The organism is Marinobacterium aestuarii (assembly GCF_001651805.1).
Taxonomy (GTDB): Bacteria; Pseudomonadota; Gammaproteobacteria; order Pseudomonadales; family Balneatricaceae; genus Marinobacterium_A; species Marinobacterium_A aestuarii.
In genome coordinates this window covers 4827635-4849902 of sequence record NZ_CP015839.1, presented here as the reverse complement: position 1 = coordinate 4849902, position 22268 = coordinate 4827635, and the positions used below count along the sequence as shown (strand labels likewise).

Annotated in this window: 20 protein-coding genes; 3 read left to right on the top strand and 17 right to left on the bottom strand. The window is 60.0% G+C overall.

Annotated elements, in window-relative coordinates; translation table 11 throughout:
* Window positions 1-12: 12 nt before the first annotated feature.
* The 5 genes from A8C75_RS21245 to gcl form a co-directional block, all read right to left on the bottom strand.
* Window positions 13-984: an urea transporter gene (locus tag A8C75_RS21245; RefSeq protein WP_157890346.1), complete on the bottom strand. Its 972-nt coding sequence runs from the start codon at window positions 982-984 to the stop codon at window positions 13-15.
* A gap of 157 nt (window positions 985-1141) precedes the next feature.
* Entirely contained in the window at window positions 1142-2554 is a 1413-nt protein-coding gene (gene pyk / locus A8C75_RS21240) for a pyruvate kinase (RefSeq protein ID WP_067387579.1), read from the bottom strand.
* A gap of 281 nt (window positions 2555-2835) precedes the next feature.
* Window positions 2836-3723, bottom strand: a complete 888-nt coding sequence (locus A8C75_RS21235; protein ID WP_067386367.1) for a 2-hydroxy-3-oxopropionate reductase — start codon at window positions 3721-3723, stop codon at window positions 2836-2838.
* A gap of 60 nt (window positions 3724-3783) precedes the next feature.
* Window positions 3784-4566, bottom strand: a complete 783-nt coding sequence (gene hyi / locus A8C75_RS21230; RefSeq protein WP_067386364.1) for a hydroxypyruvate isomerase — start codon at window positions 4564-4566, stop codon at window positions 3784-3786.
* A 54-nt stretch (window positions 4567-4620) separates the two neighbouring features.
* Window positions 4621-6396 carry a glyoxylate carboligase gene (gene gcl / locus A8C75_RS21225; RefSeq protein ID WP_067386362.1) on the bottom strand — a complete coding sequence of 592 codons (1776 nt, stop codon included), beginning with the start codon at window positions 6394-6396 and terminating at the stop codon, window positions 4621-4623.
* Between the two features lie 461 nt (window positions 6397-6857).
* Between gcl and A8C75_RS21220 the strand changes: the two genes are divergently transcribed.
* The gene (locus A8C75_RS21220) at window positions 6858-7292 is read left to right on the top strand and encodes a GlcG/HbpS family heme-binding protein (RefSeq protein ID WP_067386360.1); all 435 of its coding nucleotides are present in this window, start codon (window positions 6858-6860) and stop codon (window positions 7290-7292) included.
* A 79-nt stretch (window positions 7293-7371) separates the two neighbouring features.
* Here the strand turns inward: A8C75_RS21220 and A8C75_RS21215 are convergent, their stop codons facing one another.
* The 8 genes from A8C75_RS21215 to puuE all read right to left on the bottom strand — a co-directional run bounded on the left by A8C75_RS21215 (window position 7372) and on the right by puuE (window position 15225).
* Window positions 7372-7995, bottom strand: a complete 624-nt coding sequence (locus tag A8C75_RS21215; protein WP_067386358.1) for a TetR/AcrR family transcriptional regulator — start codon at window positions 7993-7995, stop codon at window positions 7372-7374.
* A 211-nt stretch (window positions 7996-8206) separates the two neighbouring features.
* Window positions 8207-9706 carry a nucleobase:cation symporter-2 family protein gene (locus A8C75_RS21210; RefSeq protein WP_067386356.1) on the bottom strand — a complete coding sequence of 500 codons (1500 nt, stop codon included), beginning with the start codon at window positions 9704-9706 and terminating at the stop codon, window positions 8207-8209.
* 218 nt (window positions 9707-9924) lie between these two features.
* Window positions 9925-10647 (bottom strand): outer membrane protein OmpK, encoded by a 723-nt coding sequence (locus tag A8C75_RS21205; protein WP_067386354.1) that lies wholly within the window; start codon window positions 10645-10647, stop codon window positions 9925-9927.
* A 233-nt stretch (window positions 10648-10880) separates the two neighbouring features.
* The gene (locus tag A8C75_RS21200) at window positions 10881-12089 is read right to left on the bottom strand and encodes a urate hydroxylase PuuD (protein ID WP_067386353.1); all 1209 of its coding nucleotides are present in this window, start codon (window positions 12087-12089) and stop codon (window positions 10881-10883) included.
* 123 nt (window positions 12090-12212) lie between these two features.
* Entirely contained in the window at window positions 12213-12713 is a 501-nt protein-coding gene (locus A8C75_RS21195; RefSeq protein WP_067386352.1) for an ureidoglycolate lyase, read from the bottom strand.
* Between the two features lie 12 nt (window positions 12714-12725).
* The gene (alc, locus tag A8C75_RS21190) at window positions 12726-13721 is read right to left on the bottom strand and encodes an allantoicase (RefSeq protein WP_067387577.1); all 996 of its coding nucleotides are present in this window, start codon (window positions 13719-13721) and stop codon (window positions 12726-12728) included.
* A gap of 56 nt (window positions 13722-13777) precedes the next feature.
* On the bottom strand, window positions 13778-14305 hold the full coding sequence (gene uraD / locus A8C75_RS21185; RefSeq protein ID WP_067386351.1) for a 2-oxo-4-hydroxy-4-carboxy-5-ureidoimidazoline decarboxylase: 528 nt from the start codon (window positions 14303-14305) through the stop codon (window positions 13778-13780).
* Window positions 14302-15225: an allantoinase PuuE gene (puuE, locus tag A8C75_RS21180; RefSeq protein WP_067386348.1), complete on the bottom strand. Its 924-nt coding sequence runs from the start codon at window positions 15223-15225 to the stop codon at window positions 14302-14304. The genes uraD and puuE overlap by 4 nt, the downstream gene beginning before the upstream one ends.
* 421 nt (window positions 15226-15646) lie before the next feature.
* Here puuE and uraH point away from each other — a divergent pair, with 421 nt between their 5' ends.
* Window positions 15647-16000 carry a hydroxyisourate hydrolase gene (gene uraH / locus A8C75_RS21175; protein ID WP_067386347.1) on the top strand — a complete coding sequence of 118 codons (354 nt, stop codon included), beginning with the start codon at window positions 15647-15649 and terminating at the stop codon, window positions 15998-16000.
* Between the two features lie 587 nt (window positions 16001-16587).
* Here the strand turns inward: uraH and A8C75_RS21170 are convergent.
* Window positions 16588-17211 (bottom strand): LysE family translocator, encoded by a 624-nt coding sequence (locus A8C75_RS21170; protein ID WP_067386344.1) that lies wholly within the window; start codon window positions 17209-17211, stop codon window positions 16588-16590.
* Window positions 17212-17365: 154 nt separating this feature from the next.
* Complete coding sequence (locus tag A8C75_RS21165) at window positions 17366-18679, bottom strand: NCS2 family permease (protein ID WP_120785221.1); 1314 nt, start codon at window positions 18677-18679, stop codon at window positions 17366-17368.
* A gap of 520 nt (window positions 18680-19199) precedes the next feature.
* Here A8C75_RS21165 and A8C75_RS21160 point away from each other — a divergent pair.
* Window positions 19200-19952 carry a GntR family transcriptional regulator gene (locus A8C75_RS21160; protein WP_067386341.1) on the top strand — a complete coding sequence of 251 codons (753 nt, stop codon included), beginning with the start codon at window positions 19200-19202 and terminating at the stop codon, window positions 19950-19952.
* Window positions 19953-20052: 100 nt separating this feature from the next.
* Here the strand turns inward: A8C75_RS21160 and guaD are convergent, their stop codons facing one another.
* Together guaD and xdhC are read right to left on the bottom strand one after the other, a co-directional pair.
* A complete protein-coding gene (guaD, locus tag A8C75_RS21155; RefSeq protein WP_067386340.1) occupies window positions 20053-21360 on the bottom strand; it encodes a guanine deaminase in 1308 nt (435 codons plus the stop codon).
* 43 nt (window positions 21361-21403) lie between these two features.
* Complete coding sequence (gene xdhC, locus A8C75_RS21150; RefSeq protein WP_067386339.1) at window positions 21404-22237, bottom strand: xanthine dehydrogenase accessory protein XdhC; 834 nt, start codon at window positions 22235-22237, stop codon at window positions 21404-21406.
* Window positions 22238-22268: the final 31 nt, after the last annotated feature.

Genomic DNA, 22268 nt, shown 5'->3' with positions numbered 1-22268 from the left:
GCGCAGCTATTGTCAGGGTGCCAGATGGGTGGGCGTTTTCTTTTGCTGTTGTCTGTGCAGGATGCTGGCCAGTATCACAATCAGCCAGCAGGCAAGTACAAAGGGCGCGGTGAAGGCTGGCAGTCCGATGATGCCGAACAGGGGCTGCAATGCTGTTGCCAGTACTACGCCGGCGATGATGATGGCCGGCTGGCGCGGGAAGCGCTGCAGCAGCGCCAGCGCGGCCAGGGCGCCGTTATAGCCGAACAAGCCGGCCGCAATATCCTGGGGCGAGAACAGCGGCGTGTCGGCAAGAACGTTGCAAAGGCTGGCTATGAGGCTGCCAAGCAGTGCGCCAGCCAGGCCCCAGAGCGCATTGCGCGGGGCCGATAGGGCCAGCGCCGCCAGTATCAGCAGCCCGGCGGGTAGCGACCCGAGGAAAAACACCTGGCCGAGGCCGCGTATAAGGCCCGCACTCCATTGCTGCAGTGATATCGCGCCCGTGGCTGCATCCGCCATTGCTGTATCAAGGGCTGCTGCGTGCGAGGTAGCTACATCCGGAATGGCAGCGATCGGCAACAACTCCAGCATTGACGCCAGCAGCCAGGCACTCCAGCTCAGCAGCACAAAGGCACTGGTATAGGGTGGGATGCGCCAGCGCCGGATCTGCAGCTGCACCAGGGGGGCGCTTAGGGCGGAAAACGCGAGGATACAGGCCAGGCTGAACCACGATAGCCCCAGCAAAAGATTCAGCGCCAGTCCCACCAGGGCACCGTTAAAACCGTAGTAGCCAGCGCGTATCATGGCGCTATCGGCCCTGATCAGGCGGGCACCCAGCAGGGCGCCGCCCCAGCCCAGCAAACTGCCGAGCAGCGCCGTGATGGATTCAAGGCCAATGGCCAGCAGAATCAGCGCGCCACAGCCGCGGTGCGACTGAAACAGGACCTGACTAAAGCTGTGCAGCAGCGTATCGCGCCAGCAGGCTGGGGTAAGTTTTGTGTTCACGATGAGTGTTTCCGACAAAAAGGCCGTTCAAACTGTGCCGGCGGTTGCCGCGTTGCGGGGCGCCGCAGTATAGCGCTTTGGCAGCAGGTAACCAAAAAAGGCCCTGTTGCCAGGGCCCTAAGCGCTATGCCAATTCATGAAGGGAATGCATGGCGGATCAGGCGGTTTCTATCCGCAGCAGGTTGGTGGAGCCGGCACTGCCAAAGGGCGCTCCCGCGGTAATGATCACGGTGTCTCCAGTCTTGGTCATTTCGCGGCGGCGGGCTTCCTCCAGTGCCGTGGTGGCGATCTCGTCGACGCTGTTGAAACGCTCGCTGACCTGGGAATAAACACCCCAGGCGACACTGAGCTGGCGTGCCGTTTTCAGGTGGGGCGTGAGCGTCAGAATGACGGCGCCGGGGCGCTCGCGCGAGGCTCGCAGGCTGGTGGCACCGGAGTTGGTAAAGCACACCAGTACCGCAACGGGCAGAATGCGGCTGATGCGCCGTACCGCACAGCTGAGGGCATCGGGTATGGTGGCCTGGGGTTCCGGACGGCTGACATCGAGCTGCGCCTGATAGGCGGGGTCGGCCTCCATGCGGCGGATGATCTTGCTCATCATGGCCACGGCTTCCAGCGGGTAGTCACCGGAGGCGGTTTCCGCCGACAGCATTACCGCATCGGCGCCTTCGGACACGGCATTGGCCACGTCCGTGACTTCGGCGCGGGTGGGCGCCGGCGAAAAACGCATGGATTCGAGCATCTGGGTGGCGACCACCACCGGGCGGCCCAACTGGCGACAGCACTTGATAATGCTCTTCTGGATGCCCGGTACATTCTCCGCCGGAACTTCTACCCCCAGGTCACCGCGGGCAATCATGATGGCGTCGGACAATTCGGCGATGGCATCCAGGTGCTCTACGGCCGAGGGCTTTTCGATCTTGGCCATCAGGAAAGCCTTGTCGCCGATCAGGCTGCGGGCTTCGATAATGTCCTCGGGCCGCTGCACAAAGGACAGCGCCACCCAGTCGACCCCCAGCTGCAGGCCATAGGCCAGGTCCCGGCGGTCCTTTTCGGTCAGTGGGCTCAGTTCCAGTACCGCTTCAGGCACATTGACACCCTTGCGGTCAGACAGCTCGCCGGCATTGCAGGCCTGTGCCAGCACCCCATCGGCACGGGTTTCAACGACCTGCAGGCGCACGCGGCCATCGTCCACGAGCAGCGACATGCCAGGCTTTAGCGCCTGAATGATTTCCGGGTGCGGCAGATTCACGCGCCTGGCATCCCCTGGCGTGCTGTCCAGATCCAGCCAGATGCGGTCTCCCAGTGCCAGCTGCACGGCGCCTTCGGCAAACTGGCCCAGGCGCAGCTTGGGGCCCTGCAGATCCATCAGGATACCCAGCGGGTAGCCGAGTTCGGTTTCCACCTCGCGAATCCAGCCGTAGCGCAGGGCATGATCTTCGTGGGAGCCGTGGCTGAAGTTGAGTCGGAACAGGTTTACGCCGGCTTCTACCAGGGCTCGCACGTCTGCCGCACTGCGGGTTGCGGGCCCCAGTGTTGCCAGTATCTTGGTTTTCTTGTCGGGTGCCATCTGCATATCCTCCAGCGGCGGTGATGAGGGCGGCCGGGCGCCGCAGGGTCATCAATGCTCTGGAATCGGGCTAACAACGATTGATGCGAGCCTGAGTCCGGAACACTGCGTATTCAAAGTATAGGGTGGCTGATCGACGTGGTTAAAAAATGGATCAGGGCTCAGAATCAAGCCGGCAACGGACGTCGACTTTTTCTGGCAGACCAGCCCTGATCCCAAGTAGATGAAGGGCTCCGGATACACCGGGTCCCTTCAGCCGTGAACGCTAACTCGGGGCTCTATTAGCCGCGAATGCTGTGGTTGGCCATGTGCTCCAGGGCCTTGATCATCGCCGAGTGATCCCAGTTTTCACCGCCAAGCGCTGCGCAGGTGCTGAAATTCTGCTGTGCGCTGGCGGTGTTGGGCAGGTTCAGCTTGAGTGCCCGGGCGCCTTCCAGGGCCAGGTTCAGGTCCTTCTGGTGCAGGCTGATTCTGAAGCCTGGATCGAAGGTACCCTTGACCATGCGCTCGCCGTGTACTTCCAGAATCTTGGAGGAGGCAAAGCCGCCCATCAGGGCTTCACGTACCTTGGCGGGATTGGCACCGGCCTTGGAGGCGAACAGCAGGGCTTCGGACACGGCCTGGATGTTCAGCGCGACTATGATCTGGTTGGCCACCTTGGTGGTCTGGCCGTCACCGTTGCCACCCACCAGGGTGATGTTCTTGCCCATAAGGTCGAACAGCGGTTTGGCGCGCTCAAACGCCGCGTCGCTGCCGCCCACCATGATGGTGAGACTCGCAGCCTTGGCGCCCACTTCGCCGCCGGATACTGGCGCATCCAGGTACTCTGCGCCTGTAGCCTTGATGCGCTCGGCGAATGCCTTGGTGGCGATGGGGGAGATGGAGCTCATGTCGATCACGACCTTGCCCGCCGCTGCGCCTTCGGCGACACCGTTTTCACGGAACAGTACGTCTTCAACCTGGGGGGTGTCCGGCACCATCAGGATGATGAATTCGGCTTCCTGGGCGACTTCTTTCGGGTTGGCCAGGGCCACGCCGCGCTCACCCAGCAGGTCGGTGGGAGCAGGGTCATGATGCTCCGAGAAAAACAGGGTGTGGCCTGCGTTCTGCAGGTTCTGAGCCATGGGCTTGCCCATGATGCCGGTGCCGATGAATCCGATCTTTGCCATTGTGTATTCTCCTGTCTAATTAAGCACTTAGACTATTAAATTGTTTTAACTGGAAGCTGCTTAAACGGCATTCATGTCTTTCAGCCAGCCCAGGCCCGCTTCAGTGCTGGTGGCCGGCTTGTATTCACAGCCGATCCAGCCGTCGTAGCCGATCCGGTCGATAAAACTGAAAATAAACCGGTAGTTCAGCTCGCCGGTGCCGGGTTCGTGCCGGCCCGGGTTGTCGGCCAGCTGGATGTGCTGGATGGCGCCCAGGTTGGCCTGCAGCGTCGGGCAGATATCGCCCTCCATGATCTGCATGTGGTAGATGTCGTACTGCAGATTCAGGTTGTCACTGCCCACCTGCTCGCGAATGCGCAGCGCCTGAGCGGTGTTGTTGAGGAAGAAGCCGGGGATATCGCGGGTGTTGATGGCTTCCATTACCAGGCGGATGCCGGCCTGCTTGAGCTTGTCGGCGGCATAGCTGAGGTTTTCCACCAGGGTGGCTTCGGCCAGAGCGTCATCTACGCCTGCGGGCTGGATGCCGGCCAGGCAGTTGACCTGGTCGTTGCCCAGCACCTTGGCATAGCTGATGGCGCGCTCGACGCCTGAGCGGAACTCCTCGATGCGATCCGGGTGGCAGGCGATACCGCGCTCGCCGGCATTCCAGTCACCGGCGGGCAGGTTGAACAGCACCTGGGTCAGGTTATTGGCATCGAGTTTCGCGCGGATTTCACTGGCATCAAAATCGTACGGGAACAGATACTCGACACCGCTAAAGCCGGCTTTGGCCGCGGCGTCGAAGCGCTCGAGGAAGTCGTGCTCGGTGAAGAGCATCGACAGATTGGCGCAAAAACGTGGCATTTCATTTACCTCAATGTTCGGTTGTGCGCAGGAGCGTCGCTCCTGCGGTATCAATCAGTCGAGCATGGAGATGGCGGTGGGCGCGTCTATGCCGCGCTCGGCCAGGTCTTCGAACTCGTTGATGGCGTTGATTTCGGTGCCCATGGCGATGTTGGTGACACGCTCCAGCATGACCTCAACCACTACAGGTACACGGTGCTTGTGCATCAGTTCCTTGGCCTGCTGCAAGGCGGCCTGGATCTGCTCCGGATCGCGCACGCGAATCGCCTTGCAACCCAGCCCTTCAACGACGGCGACGTGGTCAACACCGTAGCCTTCGAGTTCCGGTGCATTCTGGTTCTCGAACGCCAGTTGCACACAGTAGTCCATGTCAAAGCCGCGCTGCGCCTGGCGAATAAGTCCCAGATAGGAGTTGTTCACCAGTACGTGGATGTAGGGCAGGTTGAACTGCGCACCTACCGCCAGCTCCTCGATCATGAACTGGAAGTCGTAATCGCCCGACAACGCCACAACCTGACGTTCCGGATCGGCCTTGACCACACCCAGTGCCGCTGGAATGGTCCAGCCCAGCGGGCCGGCCTGGCCACAGTTGATCCAGTGGCGCGGTTTGTAGACGTGCAGGAACTGCGCCGCGGCGATCTGGGACAGACCGATGGTGCTGACGTAGCAGGTATCCCTGCCAAAGGCCTTGTTCATTTCCTCGTATACGCGCTGCGGCTTGACCGGCACATTGTCGAAGTGGGTCTTGCGCTGCAGGGTGCGCTTGCGCTCCTGACATTCAGCCAGCCAGGCGCTGCGATCCGCCAGCTTGCCGGCGGCTTTCCATTCGCGGGCGACTTCCAGGAAGCGATCCAGTGCGGCGCCTGCGTCTGAGACAATGCCAAGATCCGGCATGAAGACGCGGCCGATCTGGGTCGGTTCTATATCGACGTGGATAAAGCTGCGGTTTTCGGTGTAGACCTCAACGGAGCCGGTGTGGCGGTTGGCCCAGCGGTTGCCGATGCCCAGTACCACATCCGATGCCAGCATGGTGGCGTTGCCGTAGCGGTGGGATGTTTGCAGCCCCACCATGCCGACCATCTGTGGGTGATCATCCGGGATTATGCCCCAGCCCATCAGCGTCGGGATAACCGGAATGCCGGTCAGTTCAGCGAACTCGACAAACTTCTCACAGGCGTCGGCATTGATGATGCCACCACCGGCCACCAGCAGCGGGCGCTCGGCGGCGCTGAGCATGGTCAGCGCTTTCTCGACCTGCTTGCGGGTGGCTGCAGGCCTGGCCTGGGGCAGCGGCTCGTAGGTGTCGATATCAAATTCGATCTCGGCCATCTGTACATCGAACGGCAGGTCGATCAGCACGGGGCCGGGGCGGCCGGAGCGCATGATGTGAAACGCCTTCTGGAACACCCAGGGTACCTGGGCCGGTTCCAGTACGGTGGTGGCCCACTTGGTGACAGGGGCTGCGATGCTGCTGATATCCACCGCCTGGAAGTCTTCCTTGTGCATGCGTGCACGGGGGGCTTGGCCGGTGATGCACAGAATGGGAATGGAGTCGGCGGAGGCGGAATAAAGTCCGGTGATCATGTCGGTGCCGGCGGGACCGGACGTGCCGATACAGAGGCCGATATTGCCGGGGTTGGTACGAGTGTAACCCTCGGCCATATGGGAGGCGCCTTCAACATGGCGTGCCAGCACATGATCAATGCCGCCGAGTTTTTTCATGGCGGCGTACATCGGGTTGATGGCGGCGCCCGGCAGACCGAAGGCGGTGTCGATACCTTCGCGCTTGAGTACCTCAATGGCGGCTTCAATCGCTCTCATCTTTGCCATTACATTGTGCCCTTTATTGGTTATTAATTGTGTACAAAATAATTATGACTGATTCTATGCATTAGCCCTGCTTAAGGTCAAGCCCCCTTCGACTGAAGGCTAAATAGCGGACTATCTATTAAGTTGTTTTAAAACATAATGTTACGGACTAATACTTTAGTCTGTTATATTTTGTATACAAAAAAATATAACAAATGTATTGGATTGGTGGTTTTGTTGGGCTATAGATGGAGTCTGTTTCAGGTCGGTTTGTATTGTTTGACCTTTATTTTTGTAACCGATCTGTGGGGCGTCAGTGAGTACAACCTGGCGTGTTTTCACTACAGCTAACCGCTGGCGGTGTGCCTTGGGCACAGGCCAGCCCGATTTCAGGCGGGCAGGACAAAGAGCCCCAGACAGGGGCCTGTCCTGCAGCGCCAACCGATCTTGTTTAACCTTGTAAAACCTTGAGGAGATGTAAAATGTCGACAGTTAATCTGGCAACGGCACTGAGTATTAGCGCGGCCGCCCTGAGCAAGGGACGGGAGCTTGGAGCAGCACCCTTGACCGTGGCGGTACTTGATCAGGCCGGGCGTGTGGTTTCGTTACAGCGCGAAGACGGTTCCAGTCTGTTGCGGCCCGAGATCGCCACAGCCAAGGCCTGGGGATCGCTGGCGCTGGGCAAGCCTTCGCGCCTGATAGCGGCGGATGCGGAAAATCGTCCGGCCTTTATAGGCGCGGTGAATAGCCTGGCTCAGGGCAACATAATACCCGTGGCGGGCGGTGTGCTGGTGCGTGATGACGCAGGCGTTATCGTGGGAGCTGTGGGTATCAGTGGCGATACTTCGGATGTGGATGAGCTGTGCGCCATGGCCGGCGTGGCGGTGAGCGGCTTGCGGGGTGACAACGGCGTCTGATAGACCGCCTGTGAGCTTCTAACAGGCCCGCTGCCCCTGGCAGCGGGCCTGTTTGCGTTCTGGAGCGCCGATCAGGCCGCTAGACGCTGTTGTGCTCTGGCTGCACCTCGCAGCCCTTGAGCACCAGTCGGGTGATCAGCTCGGCGGCGGTATCGTAGTCCCTGGCCTGCAACTTCTTGCGGCCGGTCACTTCCAGAATTTGCCAGTCGAAATCGGCGTAGGTCTGGGTCGAGGCCCAGATGGTAAACATCAGGTGCTGCGGGTCTACCGCTGCCATGCGCCCATCGGCAATCCACTGTCGCAGCCGTTCGATGCTGCGCTCAGCTTCTGTTTTCAGCTGTTCCAGACTGTCAGCAGACAGGTGCGGTGCGCCGTGCATGATTTCGCTGGCAAAGACCTTGGAGGCATCGGCGTGTTCCCGTGATATGCGCACTTTGGCCTTGATATAGGCCCGTAGCGCCAGTTCCGGCTCTTCCTCGCGGTGAAAAGGCGCGTAGGCCTGCAGCAACGGCTCGATAATGCTTTCGAGCACGGCGCGGTACAGGGCTTCCTTGGATTTGAAATAGTAATAGATGTTGGCCTTGGGCAGGCCGGCCTTGTCGGCGATGTCGCTGGTCTTGGTGGCGGCAAAGCCCGTGTCGGCGAACACCTGGCAGGCGGTCTTGATGATCAGGCGTTTATTGCGTTCGCGAATGCTGGCCATTGAAGCCTGTTCCTTGCTGTGATGCGGGCCCGTGATGAGCCGTTGGACTGAGCGCAGCAGGGAGCTGAATCTTACCATCCCGTACTCAGGCGGCTCAAGGCGCGGCGCGGTGGCAACAGCAAGGCCAGAATGCATTGACGCCATAACGCAAAAGACCGGAAGCGCTGCAGGCTGCAGCACTCCCGGTGCTTGGTATTGGTCAGTTGTCAGATCAGGACGCTGTGCCGCCCAGAGGCTTGGCGCTGTCAGTCAGCGTATCCGCCCGGGTGGCCTGCTGGGTGTCCGTTGTTCTGGACGGGCTGGAGTCTGTCTCAAGGTGCTGGTCCGGGAGATCCTCCTCGGCGTGCTGGGCAGACTCATCCGGCAGGAACAGGCTCAGAATGATGGCGCTGAAGGCACCAATGCTGACCGGCGAGCCGATGATGTTCTGCAGCGTCTTGGGCAGTTCCTGGAGTACTTCAGGTACCGCAGCGACACCCAGGCCAAGGCCGATGGAGACGGCAACAATCAGCATGTTGCGGCGATTCAGTTCACACTGGGCGAGGATCTTCACGCCTGCGGTGGCGACGGTGCCGAACATGATCAGGGTGGCGCCACCGAGTACCGGTTTAGGCATCTGCTGCAGAATGCCACCGATGTAGGGGAACAGGCCGAGCAGCGCCAGTATGCCCGCGATGTAGTAGGCCACGCGGCGGCTGGCGACACCGGTGAGCTGGATCACCCCGTTGTTCTGGCTGAAGGTGGTCATGGGCAGGCTGTTGAGGGCTGCGGCCATGGCGGAGTTGAAGCCGTCGGCCAGAACGCCGGACTTGATGCGGTTCAGGTAGATGGGGCCATTGACCGGCTGGCTCGAGACGATGGAGTTGGCGGTCAGGTCGCCGGTGGTTTCAATCGCGGTGACCACATAGATCACGGCCAGGGAAACAAAGGCGGCGATATCAAACGAGAAACCGTACTTGAAGGGCTGTGGCACCGTCAGCAGCGGCAGGCTCGACAGGCCGCTGAAGTCGACGCGGCCCAGTACCCAGGCGACACTGAAGCCGACCAGCAGGCCGACGATCACGGCGCTGAGACGGATCATCGGATTTTTGAAGCGGTTCATGATGATGATGGTCGCGAGCACCAGGCCGCCGAGGCCGAGGTTCTCCAGCGAACCGAAATCGTCGGCGCCAAAACCGCCAGCCAGGTCGGTCATGCCCACCTTGATCAGCGACAGGCCGATGATGGTAATCACGGTGCCGGTGACCACGGGGGTGATAATCCGGCCCAGACGGTGAATAAAGCGGCTCAGGAAGACTTCGACAAAGGCGGCCAGAAAGCAGACACCAAAGATGGTGGCCAGGATTTCATCGGGGCCACCGCCGGCATTCTTGACGATAAAGCCGACGCTGAGAATGGTGCTGAGGAAGGCGAAGCTGGTGCCCTGTACGCAGAGCAGGCCGGAACCGATGGGGCCGATGCGACGGGCCTGGATAAAGGTACCGACACCGGACACGACCAGCGCCATGCTCACCAGGTAGGGTACTTCACTGCCCAGGCCCAGTACGCCGCCGACGATCAGGGTGGGGGTGATAATACCGATAAAACTGGCCAGCACATGCTGTAGCGCTGCAAAGAATGCCGGGCCGAAGGCCGGTGTATCCTCGAGATGATAGATAAGATCGTGATTGGTTTTGGGGCTTGCCTGTGCCCCGGCGTTTTTTGCTGTCATGGTAAGTGCCTACCCTAGTTATTGTTATGAAGAGCTGGTTGTGGCGAGGGCCGAAACCGCCGCGGGATAACGGGTTTTGACAATGCTGACTAGTTGGTCAGGTAGTGACCAATATAGGGGATGCTAAAAATAATGTCTATAATAATTCAGAATAATGTACACAATTTAAGCCTGTGACGTAATCACTCCCACGGGGCCGGTGGCGCGGAAATACTCGATCAGAAATGCCATTTTAGCAGCAGGGCGGCATTGCGCTCGTCCCGGTCCTGAATGCCAAACTTGTTGTTCCAGTGGGAATATTCCAGCCCGACGTACAGCGATGCTTTCAGCCCCAGGTGCTTGCCGGCGTTCCACTTCAGCTGGGGCGTGAAGTTCATCTCCGAGGCGTTGGTATCTGAGCTGCTGGACCAGTCGAGAAAGCCATCGAGGAGGAAATCGGCATTGCGGGTGCTGAACGGGTAAGCCCAGCTCAGGGTGAGTTGCTCGTCGTCATCCCAGTTGTCGTTGCTGGCCCTGTACAGGTTCAGGTTGAAATAGTGAAAGCCCGGTACATTCAGTGCGAAGCCAATGCCATAGAGCTGATTGTCGAAGCCATCGCCCATTTCCCAGGTGCCCGCCAGCAGTACATCCTTGAGGGGGCCTGCGCTCAGATCGCTGGCGCCGAGTGACGACAGGCTCAGGCGGGGCGAGAACTCGCCATAGAAGGTGCTGCCGCGCGCGTCCGGCATCAGGCGGTCAATGAACAGAAAGGTATCGCCCCAGCTGTGTCCACTGGCGTGCTCAAAGGTGACAGTCTCCATCTTGCCGCTGGGCGTTACCACTTCGTAGTTGCGGCCATTGAGGTAGCTGAGGCTGAAGTCGCTCCAGAGCACGTCGGCATGGGCGGCGCTGGCGAGGGAGCTGCAGAGGAACAGGGCCAAGAGAGGTTTTTGCGGTGTCATCCGGTATCCTTATTGTTGTTGTCGGTGGAGGCTTTTTCCTGACCGGTTAGGCAGGAATAGAGTTGTATGCTCGCCTTTGAATGGATACAAGATCAAGTCTTATTGTGTTCTTTTTAGTGTTGACGGCTGGATGCAAATGCCGGGTGTACGGGAATGGCATTGCCCAAAACGCAAAAAGCCGCCCCGACGGGTGTCGGGGCGGCGGGGAATGGCGATGCCTGCGCGGGCCTGTGTTACTCGGTAGGCGCGCCGGCGGCTATCCAGTTACCGAGCAGGTTGCGCTCTTCCTGCGTCATGTTGGTGATGTTGCCCAGGGGCATGATGTTGCTGGCCACGGCCTGTGCATGAATGCGATCCGCCAGCTGCTTGATCTGGCTGGGTTCATCCATGATCACGCCGCCGGGAGCCGTGCTGAAGGCAGGGCTGGTGGGCGTGGCGGAGTGGCAGCTGGTGCAGCGTTGCTGGATGACGTTGTATACGGCATCGAACTCAACACTTTCAACGGCGGCCGGCTGGGTGCTGCCTGCGGTCTCAACGGTGGCCGGGGCTGTATCAGGCCGGGTGACAAAGGCCAGGGCAACCATGCCCAGCGCAGCGGCAGGCAGAGTCCAGGCCAGTTTCTGGCTTTCGTGGCGGGTGTTGAAGTAATGACGTACCAGTACGCTCAGTACCGCCAGGGCTGCCAGGATCATCCAGTTGGAGGCGCTGCCGTAGGTGCTCGGGAAGTGGTTGCTGATCATGATGAACAGCACCGGCAGCGTCAGGTAGTTGTTGTGACGCGAGCGCAGCAACGCCTTGGCCGGCAGGGTTGGATCGGGTTCGCGCTTGGCTTCGATGGCCCCCACCAGGGCGCGCTGACCCGGCATGATGACGCGAAAGACGTTACCCACCATCATGGTGCCGATAATGGCGCCAACGTGGATAAAGGCACCGCGACCGCTGAATACCAGGCTCAGGCCCCAGGCGGCACCGATGAGCAGTACGAACAACAGGGCACCGAGCAGGGCCGGTTTTTTGCCAAGGGCTGAATCGCACAGGAAATCATAGATAAACCAGCCGGCGACCAGGGCACCTACGCCTATGGCGATGGCGGTGGTCGGGTTCATGTCTGAGCCCGGGGCGACCAGGTAGAGATCGGCATTCAGGTAGAACACGATGGTCAGCAGCGCCATGCCGCTGAGCCAGGTGGCGTAGGCTTCCCACTTGAACCAGTGCAGCTCTTCCGGCATTTTCGGCGGCGCCAGTTTGTATTTCTCGAGGTGGTAAATACCACCGCCGTGGATGGCCCAGAGATCACCCGACAGGCCTTCACGGGGATTGCTGCGGTCGAGGTGGTTTTCCAGCCAGACAAAGTAGAAAGATGCGCCGATCCAGGCAATGCCCACGATCATGTGTACCCAGCGGGCGGTCAGGTTGAGCCATTCGGTAATATGCGGATCCATAGTTCGCTCCTCAGATGCACCGGCCCTGCAAGGCCAGTGACTGAACCTGGGTTTTCTGCTCCCCGGCCCCAAATTGCTGCTAGTCGTTGTGGTTTATGGTTGCGCTTTGAGTACTTGTTTAGCTCAAAGCTCAGGGTTGAGCATGATTTCTTCGCTGTCGTCGAAGAAAAATTCGTCACAGTTGTTGCCGGGCCCGGCACGGTCGACCACCAGGAACTCGTCCTGATCAGTCAGTGCCAGAATCGGGTGGTGCCAGACGCCGGGCCGATAATTCACGCCCTGGGTGCCGTCGCTGTAAAAGGCGCGCAGCCGGGATGATGTCAGATCATCCCCCGGCGGCGCCACCAGAATCAGGAACGGCTTGCCACGCATCGGAATAAAGGCCTGGCTGCCCAGGGGGTGGCGCTCCATCATGCGCACCCGCAGGGGCATGGGGAGTGTCTGGGCCCGGAAAATGCTGATGATCGGGGTGCCTTCAGCGCCGGTTTCCACCTCGGCCAGACGGTGGTAGCGGCGTGTGGAGCCATTATTGATCATGAAAAAGTCATGACCCTCGCTGGCGATCAGGTCTCCGAAGGGGGCAAAGGCCTCCTTGCTCAGCGTTTCAATCTTTAACTTCAGCATGGCGCTATTGCCTCAGGCTTTCTTGGCGATGCGGCCGAGCAGGCGCAGCCGGCTTACACCACCATCGGGGAAGATGTTCAGGCGCACGTGGGTCACCGGGCCAAGATCCTTGATCTGGGCGGCGAAGCTGTGTTCCTGGTGCATTTCCAGTTTCTGGGAGGGCAGCAGTTCGCGCCAGTACAGGCTGCGAGCCTCGATCTGGGAGTCGGTGCCGCCTTCGACATAGGCTGCCTGGATGGAGCAGCTGTCCGGGTAGTTACCCTTGAAGTGGAGGGTATCGACCACGATCTGCTCGATTTCACCGGGGTGCCCCAGGGCGACGATAACCCAGTCATTGCCCGGTGTGCGGCGACGGGCGGTTTCCCAGCCATCACCCATGTTGATACCGCGGCCCGGGTTCAGGATGTTGCTCATGCGACCGAAGTGCTCGTCGCTGCAGGCCAGGGCACGGCCGCCATTCAGGGCCGAGGCCAGGTCGACCTGCTCGCTGCTGTTATGTGCACTCCAGTCGCGGTAGGGCACGCCGTAAACGCGCAGGCGGGCCACGCCGCCATCGGGGTAGATGTTAAGGCGCAGGTGCGTCCAGGCGCGGTCATCGGCAATGGCGTGCAGGTGATGGCTGTTACCCTGCAGTTCAACCGAAGTGAGGATCTCTTCCCAGTGGCTGTCTTCATTGGGTTCGCCTTCGGCGCAGAAGCAGGCATCGATGGAGGCCGACGGCGGGAAGTTGCCGGTAAAAAAGCTGGTGTCGATATCGAAACCCTTGATGGTGCCGGGTACGCCCAGACGGATCACGGCAGAATCGTAACCTTCAAAGCGCTTGCGGCGCGATTCCCAGCCGTCCATCCATTTGCCGTTGTCGTCAAATACACCTTCCTTCCATACCGCAGCATCCGGCTGGAACAGGCGATTGACGTCGGCAAACCAGTCGTCAGTCACGGAAATGGCCTTGGTGCCCAGGCGCGCGTCGGCCAGGTTGATGTACTTGTCGAAATTCTCTGTGCTCATAATGTCCTTGTCCATTGGGTCGTTGCCTGTCGCGGGTCAGCTCTTGGGACTGGTTCTTAAAGAGTCTGCAGCCGGAACAGCGCAATATTGTTGATTTCGGCCAGTGCCCGCGCGAACTCCTGTTCGGGGCTGTTATGGATGCGTTCTTCGAACGCCGCCAGTATCTGGTGCCGATTACTGCCTTTCACCGCCATGATGAAGGGGAACTTGAATTTGTCTTTATAGGCCGCGTTGAGCTCGGTGAAGCGGGCAAACTCTTGCGCATTGCACTCGCTGATACCGGCGCCGGCCTGCTCCGAGGTAGAGGCGGCGGTCAGCTCGCCGCGCACGGCGGCCTTGCCGGCAAGATCCGGGTGGGCATTGATCAGGGCCAGCTGGGCTTCGTGGGAGGCCTGCATCAGCTGCGCGGACATCAGTGCATGCAGCGACTCAATGCTGTCGAGCTCCGCCGTCCGGTGCTCGGCCTGTGCCTGATCGAAGGTCTGTTCAGCGACCCAGGCGGAGTGCTCATAGATATCACCCAGCAGCTGGATGAAAGCTGCGCGACTCAGCATGCTGGGGGTGCAGGTCTTGAACGGGCTCATTTGGACTCCCCGGCCTGGTACGGGTGGGTTTCATGCCAGTGGCGTGCGATATCGACGCGGCGGCTGAACCAGACCTTGTCGTGGCTGTTGGCGTACTTGATAAACTTCTCCAGTGCGGCCATGCGCGCCGGGCGACCGAGCAGGCGGCAGTGCATGCCGATGGACAGCATCTTCGGTGCCTCGGCGCCTTCTTCGTAGAGCACATCGAAGGCGTCTTTCAGGTACTGGTAGAACTGATCGCCGCAGTTGAAACCCTGTGCCTGGGAGAAACGCATGTCATTGGTATCCAGAGTGTAGGGGATAACCAGGTGTCCCTTGCCGTTATTGTCGGTCCAGTACGGCAGGTCGTCGTCATAGGTGTCGGAATCGTACAGGAAGCCGCCTTCCTGCATGACCAGATTGCGGGTGTTCGGGCCGGTGCGGCCGGTGTACCAGCCCAGCGGGCGTTCGCCGGTGATTTTGGTCAGGATATCGATGGCGCGCTGCATGTGGTCGCGCTCTTCGGACTCATCCATGTACTGATAGTCGATCCAGCGATAGCCGTGGCTGCAGATTTCGTGGCCGGCGGCATGCATGGCCTGAATGACTTCGGGGTGGCGCTCGGCGGCCATGGCGACGGCAAAGATCGTCAGCGGTATATCGTGCTTCTTGAACAGGCGCAGCAGACGCCAGACACCCACACGGCTGCCGTACTCGTACAGCGATTCCATGCTCATGTTGCGCTCGCCCTGCAGCGGCTGAGCTGACACCATTTCCGACAGGAAGGCTTCGGACTCCTTGTCTCCGTGCAGGATGCAGCGTTCGCCGCCCTCTTCATAGTTGAGGACGAAAGAGATTGCGATACGCGCGTCGCCCGGCCAGCGGGGGTGCGGGGGATTGGCGCCGTAGCCAATCAGGTCGCGTGGGTAATCATTGCTCACAGGGCGACTCCTTCTCGATATTCCGGTGCAGATTGTCAGGTTCGACTTCGTGCGGTTCTCGCAGAAGCCTTGATGCGTTTTATTGTATACAAAAAATATCAGTCATTGTAAATAAATTTGCCATTTGTTTGTGTGACAAAAGATCGATCTCGAGACAAACAGGGCGCTCTATCTGTGTGCTCCCCTGGTCTGAGTGTCTTGTCTGGCAGCGCTGTTGGGCTGATTGAGGTCTGAGATATCAAGTTGTTGCCAGTTTTGTGTACAAAAAAAATTAAAACTGTGTATATTATTTCTGAAACTGCCCTGCTCGCGTATCGCCGCGAGAGGGGTGTAACGTCAGCAGACTTGATCGAAGAGGAGGAGGAGGCGATACAGCATGGCGCCAGTGATCTGGCGGCCGATGCGAGAGGCCTCTTTAACTATGGGATACCTGACTACACACGTACTGGATGCCGCCCACGGCCGCCCAGGTAATGAAATCCGCATTGATCTCTACCGCATCAAGGGCCAGGAGCGTGAGCTGGTTCTGACGACGGTAACCAACGATGACGGCCGCTGCGACAGTCCGGTACTGGAAGGTGATGCCTTTGTTGCCGGTGTGTACGAGCTGCTGTTCCACGCCGGTGACTACTATCGCGCCCTGGGTGTGGAAATGCCCGAACCTGCTTTCCTTGATCAGGTTGTGCTGCGTTTTGGCATCTCGGCCGAAGACGATCATTACCATGTACCGCTGCTGATCTCGCCCTACAGCTATTCGACCTACCGCGGCAGCTGATCCGCCGCAGGCTCTTAATCGGCGCCATTTAATCGACATCATAAAAACCGCAGCGGCCGAAAAGCCCTGCGGTTTCCCCTTTCAGCTTGCCCCTTTTTCCCGGTGGCTCATTGTTTTAAGCCGTAAGCCGTAAGCCGTAAGCCGTAAGCCGTAAGCTGACAGCTTTAAGCTTACGGCTGAAAGCTCTAAGCACCTCTGGGAATTGGTAATTAGCCATTAGTGGATTGGCGGTACAGAGATACGGGCTCTCGCTCTCGCTCCCTTGCTCCTTGAACCTTGTACCTGCTCTAATAATCACGAATCACGAATCCTGGGTTACGGCCATTGTTGGGTTACGGCCCTTCGGGCCTGCACCTAACCTACATCTCAACTGACATCGTCATTTCCACTCCGGTCATTTTTCCACCCAGTAGGATGCGGTGCAGCGAAGCGAAACCCATCGAGGTGACCGCGGTGCTGGTAATTGGTAAACCGGCAGCTTTCAGCCGTGAGCTGACAGCTTTAAGCTTACGGCTGAAAGCTCTAAGCACCTAGCTCTTGCTCCCTTGCACCTTTCCCCTTACCTCCTTTTCCCTTAAAGCCCGCCATCACCGGCTCAGCAGCGCCGCGGTACCGGCGCTGGCGAAGATACCGGCCGTAAAACGACTGAACCAGGCGCGGCTCGATGCTGTTGTCATAAAGCGTGCCGCGCCGCGGGCGCAGAGGCCGTAGCCCAGCTTGCAGATCAGGTCGGCACAGGCCCAGGTGGCAATCATGATCAGCAGCTGCGACAGCAGGGAGCTGTCGGCGTTGATGAACTGGGGCAGGAAGGCGGCGAAGAACAGGATGTCCTTGGGATTGCTGGCGCCCAGGCCAAAGGCTTGCCAGAACATGGCCCTGAAGCCCGGGATGCGCTGATTTTCGGCCAGGGTGCAGGCATTCAGATGGCCGGCTTCGCGCCAGCTGCGCCAGGCCAGATAGAACAGGTACAGGGCGCCGGCCAGTTTCAGGACGCTGAACAGCTGCTCCGATGCCATCAGCAGTGCACCCAGGCCCAGAGCGGAGGCAGTCAGTAGCAGCACCGAGGCACTGACACCCCCGAGAAAAGCCGGAGTGGTGCGCAGTATGCCGTAGTTCAGGCTGTTGCTGACCATCAGCAGTGACAGGGGGCCGGGGATCAGAATCACCACGAATATCGCGGTGGTATAGAGCAGCCAGGTTTCCAGCAGCATCGGTGTGCCTCCTTACTAGCAAAAGACCCGCAGCGGCCAGGAAGCCGTTGCGGGTGTTGTGCCGGAGGCTGCGGGGTGGCAGCCTCCGGCCGGGGTTGGGGAGCCTCTGACGGCTGCCGCCGGCATTACCGGTCAGCAGCTCAGGCTCCTGGCATTACAGGAAGATGAACTTGGCGACGAAAATGGCACAGAGCACGTACATCGCGGCGGAGATTTTGCTCTGCTGACCGGTGCATACCTTCATGATGGTATAGGTCACAAAGCCCAGGGCGATGCCGTTGGCGATGGAGAAAGTCAGCGGCATCATCACCACGGTCACGATGGCCGGGATCATGTCGGTCTGGTCTTCCCATTCGATCTGGCTCAGGCCGCCCATCATCAGCATGGCTACGTAGATCAGGGCGCCTGCGGTTGCATAGGCCGGGATCATGCCGGCCAGGGGGGCCAGGAAAACAGCGGCAGCAAAGAGTACACCCACGGTAACGGCGGTGAGCCCTGTACGACCGCCGGCGGCGATGCCGGATGCGCTTTCAACGTAGCTGGTCACCGGCGGGCAGCCCACCAGAGAGCCGATAACGCTGGAGCTGCTGTCGGCCTTGAGGGCCTTGCTCATGTTTTCGATATAACCATCTTCGCGAATCAGGTTGGCGCGGTGCGCCACGGCCATCAGGGTGCCGGCAGTATCGAACATGTTGACGAACAGGAAGGCCAGGATCACGCTGATCATGGCGACATCAAAGGCTCCGGCGATATCCATGGCCAGGAAGGTGGGGGCAAGGCTCGGCGGCATGGAAACCAGGCCGCGATATTCCACCAGTCCCAGGCCCCAGCCGATGAGGGTCACGGCCAGGATGCTGATCAGCACGGCGCCGAATACACGGCGATGCGACAGCACGGCAATCATCAGAAAGCAGAGCGCGGCCAGCAGTACCGAAGGCTCGGTAAAGGAACCCATGGTGATTAGGGTGGCCGGGCTGTCGACGACGATACCGGCGGTTTTCAAGCCGATGATACCCAGGAACAGGCCGACCCCGGCGCCCATGGCAAAGCGCAGACTGGACGGGATGCTGTTGAGCAGCCATTCGCGGATATGCCAGAAGCTGAGGATGACGAACAGGATACCGGACAGGAACACGGCTCCCAGGGCGATCTCCCAGTTGTAGCCCATGTCGCCGACTACCGTGTAGGTAAAGAAGGCGTTAAGACCCATGCCGGGCGCCAGCCCGACCGGCCAGTTGGCATAGAGTCCCATCAGGAAGCAGGCCAGGGCAGCGCCTATGCAGGTCGCCACAAAGGCAGCGCCATGGTCGATGCCGGCGTCGGACATGATATTGGGGTTCACGAAAATGATGTAGGCCATGGTGACAAAGGTTGTCATGCCTGCGATCAGTTCGGTGCGGACGTTGGTTTTGTGTTCGCTCAGTTTGAAAAAGCGATCGAGAAAACCAGTGGCCTGGGGCTCATTCATGGAATGAGCGGCATCTTGTTCTTGTTGAATGCTCGCCACGACGCGTACTCCTTATTTCTTTATTGGTATTGAGAGCTGTCGGCTTTGGGCCTTGCTCATCGTTGTAATGGACTGGCTATCCCTGCGTTGCAATACCAGACTGATGCTTCAGCCGGCTGTATTCTAAAATTGTATACAAAAATATCAAGAGTTAGTGGGGGCTCCGATCGGTTACTGAATTCCATTATGAAGTCATAAAGGCGTGAAAATGGATTGCAGCTGGCGCCACCACTGCTGTTCCGGCTTTCCAAAACGCGCGGAGTGCCTGCCGGTGAAAATATCGGCCAGCCGGGCGTCTGTTGCACCGCGGGGCCGGCGGCCGGCGGGGTAAACGGCGAATTGTTCCCATGTCGCGTGTACAATTGTTCGCGCCCTGTGTACTATTCACGGCACTTAAACAATTTCTTTGTGTACTTGGCCGTAATGACGCCCGCATCCGCGGTGCCGCCGACGTACCAGACAGCAGAATGTGGTCACACCTATGAACGATCGATTGCAGCAGATCATCGGCCAGAGCGGCAATCCGCGCGAGGCGCGTACCGGCACCCAGGACGATGTGGTCTATGCGCATATCTTTGATGCCATCCTGGAGCAGCGCCTGGCACCGGGCACCAAGCTGAGTGAAGAAGCCCTGGGCGAGATCTTTGGCGTCAGTCGCACCATTATTCGCCGCGCACTGTCGCGCCTGGCCCATGAGCAGGTCGTTCTGCTGCGGCCCAACCGTGGTGCGGTGGTGGCCGAGCCGAGCCTGGAAGAGGCGCGGCAGATTTCCTTTGCAAGGCGCATTGTTGAGCGCGCCATCACGGAACTGGCGGTTGAGCATGCCACCGGCGAGCAGATTGCCAACATGAAGCGGCTGGTAAAGGAAGAACAGGCCTGTTTCGACAAGGGGGATCGGGGTTCCGGCATCCGCCTGTCGGGCGAGTTCCACCTGCAGCTGGCGCTGATGGCCAACAATGCCCCCCTGCTGAACTTCCAGCGCAGCCTGGTTTCCCAGACGTCCCTGATTATTGCCCGTTACGAAACCGGCAACCGTTCGCACTGTTCCTACGATGAGCACAACCAGCTGATCAAGGCGATTGAACAGCGCGACAAGACCCGCGCGGTCGAGCTGATGATGCACCACCTGGATCATATTGATCACAAGCTGAACCTGCAGGATGACGGCGCGTCCGGTGACCTGCATGCGGTGTTCTCGCACCTGATCAAGGATCGCAGCAAGGGCGCCAAATAAGGCCGCCGTCACACTGCTGTTCAGAGCCCCCTCGCCGTAAGGCAGGGGGCTTTTTTGTGGCAGAAGCATCATCATGGCCGCGGCCTCCGAGGACTTTTGATTAGTCGCGCTGGTGTACGCACTGGCCGGCGGCGAAGGTCGCACGCACGGCGCGGTCGTCACCCAGGGTCATCAGTACGAAGAGGCGCTCGTCCAGGGTGCGGGCCTGCTGCATGCGGTACTGCATCAGCGGTGTGCAGTGGTAGTCGAGCAGCACGAAATCGGCTTCGTTGCCCGGCGCGAAGCTGCCGATGCGGTCTTCCAGGCGCAGCGCCCGGGCACCGCCGAGGGTGGCCAGGTACAGCGACTTGAACGGGCTCAGCTTGGCGCCCTGCAGCTGCATGACCTTGTAGGCTTCATTCAGGGTTTGCAGGATCGAGAAGCTGGTGCCGGCACCGACATCGGTACCAAGGCCGACGTTAACGCCGTGCTGCTCCATCTTCGGCAGGTTGAACAGCCCGCTGCCCAGGAACAGGTTGGAGGTTGGGCAAAAAGCGATGGCGGAGCCGGTTTCGGACAGGCGCCGGCACTCGTCGTCGCACAGGTGAATGCCGTGGGCGAAGACCGAACGCTCGCTCAGCAGGTTGAAGTGGTCGTAGACATCCAGGTAGCCGCTGCACTGCGGGAACAGGGATTTGACCCACTCCACCTCGTCGCGGTTTTCCGACAGGTGGGTGTGCATATAGAGGCCGTCGTATTCGCGCAGCAGCTGCCCGGCGCTGGCCAGCTGTTCGTCGGTGCTGGTCGGTGCAAAGCGCGGCGTGACGGCGTAATGCAACCGGCCCTTGCCGTGCCAGCGCTCGATCAGTTCACGGCTGTCCTGGTAGCCGGATTCGGCGGTATCGGTCAGGTAGTCCGGTGCATTGCGATCCATCAGTACCTTGCCGCCGATCATGCGCAGGTTGCGCTGTTCGGCGGCGCTGAAGAAGGCATCGACCGAGGCCTTGTGCACGGTGCCGAACACCAGGGCGCTGGTGGTGCCGTTGCGCAGCAGTTCGCGGATGAAGACGTCGGCGACTTCGGCGGCGTGTTCCGGGTTTTCAAACTCGCGCTCGGCCGGGAAGGTGTAGTTGTTGAGCCAGTCCAGCAGCTGCTCGCCGTAGGCCGCGATCATGCCGGTTTGCGGGTAGTGAATATGGGTATCGATAAAGCCCGGCATCAGCAGGCCGTTGTCATGTTCGATCACCTCGGTGCCCGCCGGCAGCTCGGCCAGCAGGGATTCGGCCTCGCCCAGGGCTTCTATGCGGCCATCGCTGACGATCAGCAGGCCGTCGTCAAAGTATTCGTAGGACGCCTCGATACCCACCTCCGCCGGATCGGCGATGCTGTGGAGAATGGAGGCGCGGTATGCCGTGCGTGCTGATGTCATGGGGTCTGTCACTCTTGAAGCTTGAAAAAATGTTTGGGCCGGCTCAGGCGGGCCGGCAAATGCTCAGGGCCTGGGGCGCTTTGGCGTGTTTTTTCTGGGCCCCGAAGTCGGCGTTGTAATGGGCGATCACTTCGCCGGCGATGGCGATGGCGATCTCGGCCGGCAGCTTGCCCTTGACCTCCGGCGTGCCCATGGGGCAGATCATGCGGGCCAGCAGGGCATCGTCCATGCCCTTGGCACGCAGCCGGTGCTCGAAGCGCTTGCGCTTGGTGCGCGAGCCTATCAGGCCGAAATAGTCGAAGTCACCGCGCTTGAGGATGCGCTCGCTCAGTTCCAGATCCAGCTGGTGGTTGTGGGTCAGCACGATGCAGTAGCTGTGGGCGGGCAGGTCGTCCACCTCGTCGGTGGGAAACTCGCTGACGACTTTCTCGACGTTATCCGGAATCTGCGCCGGGAACTCGTTGTCGCGCGAGTCTATCCAGCGCACCCGGCAGGGCAGCGTCGCCAGCAGGTTTACCAGGGCGCGGGCGACATGGCCCGCGCCGAACAGTGCGATCTGTACGCCGGATTGCAGTACCGGCTCGAACAGCAGCGAGGTGGCGCCGCCGCAGCACTGGCCGAGGCTGGCGCCCAGGGAGAATTTCTCCAGCCGTACTTCGGTATCGCCATCGCTGAGCATCCGGCGGGCGATCTGCATGGCCTTGTGTTCCAGGTGACCGCCACCGATGGTCTCGTAGCTTTTCTGTGCCGTAACCACCATCTTGGTACCGTTGTTACGCGGCGTGGAGCCGCGCTCGTCCAGAATGGTGACCAGCACGCAGGACTCGCCCCTGTCCCGCAGCTTGTTCAGTGCGCTGATCCAGTCAACCCGGTTCATGGTCTGTTCTCCTACTGTGCCCTAATAGACT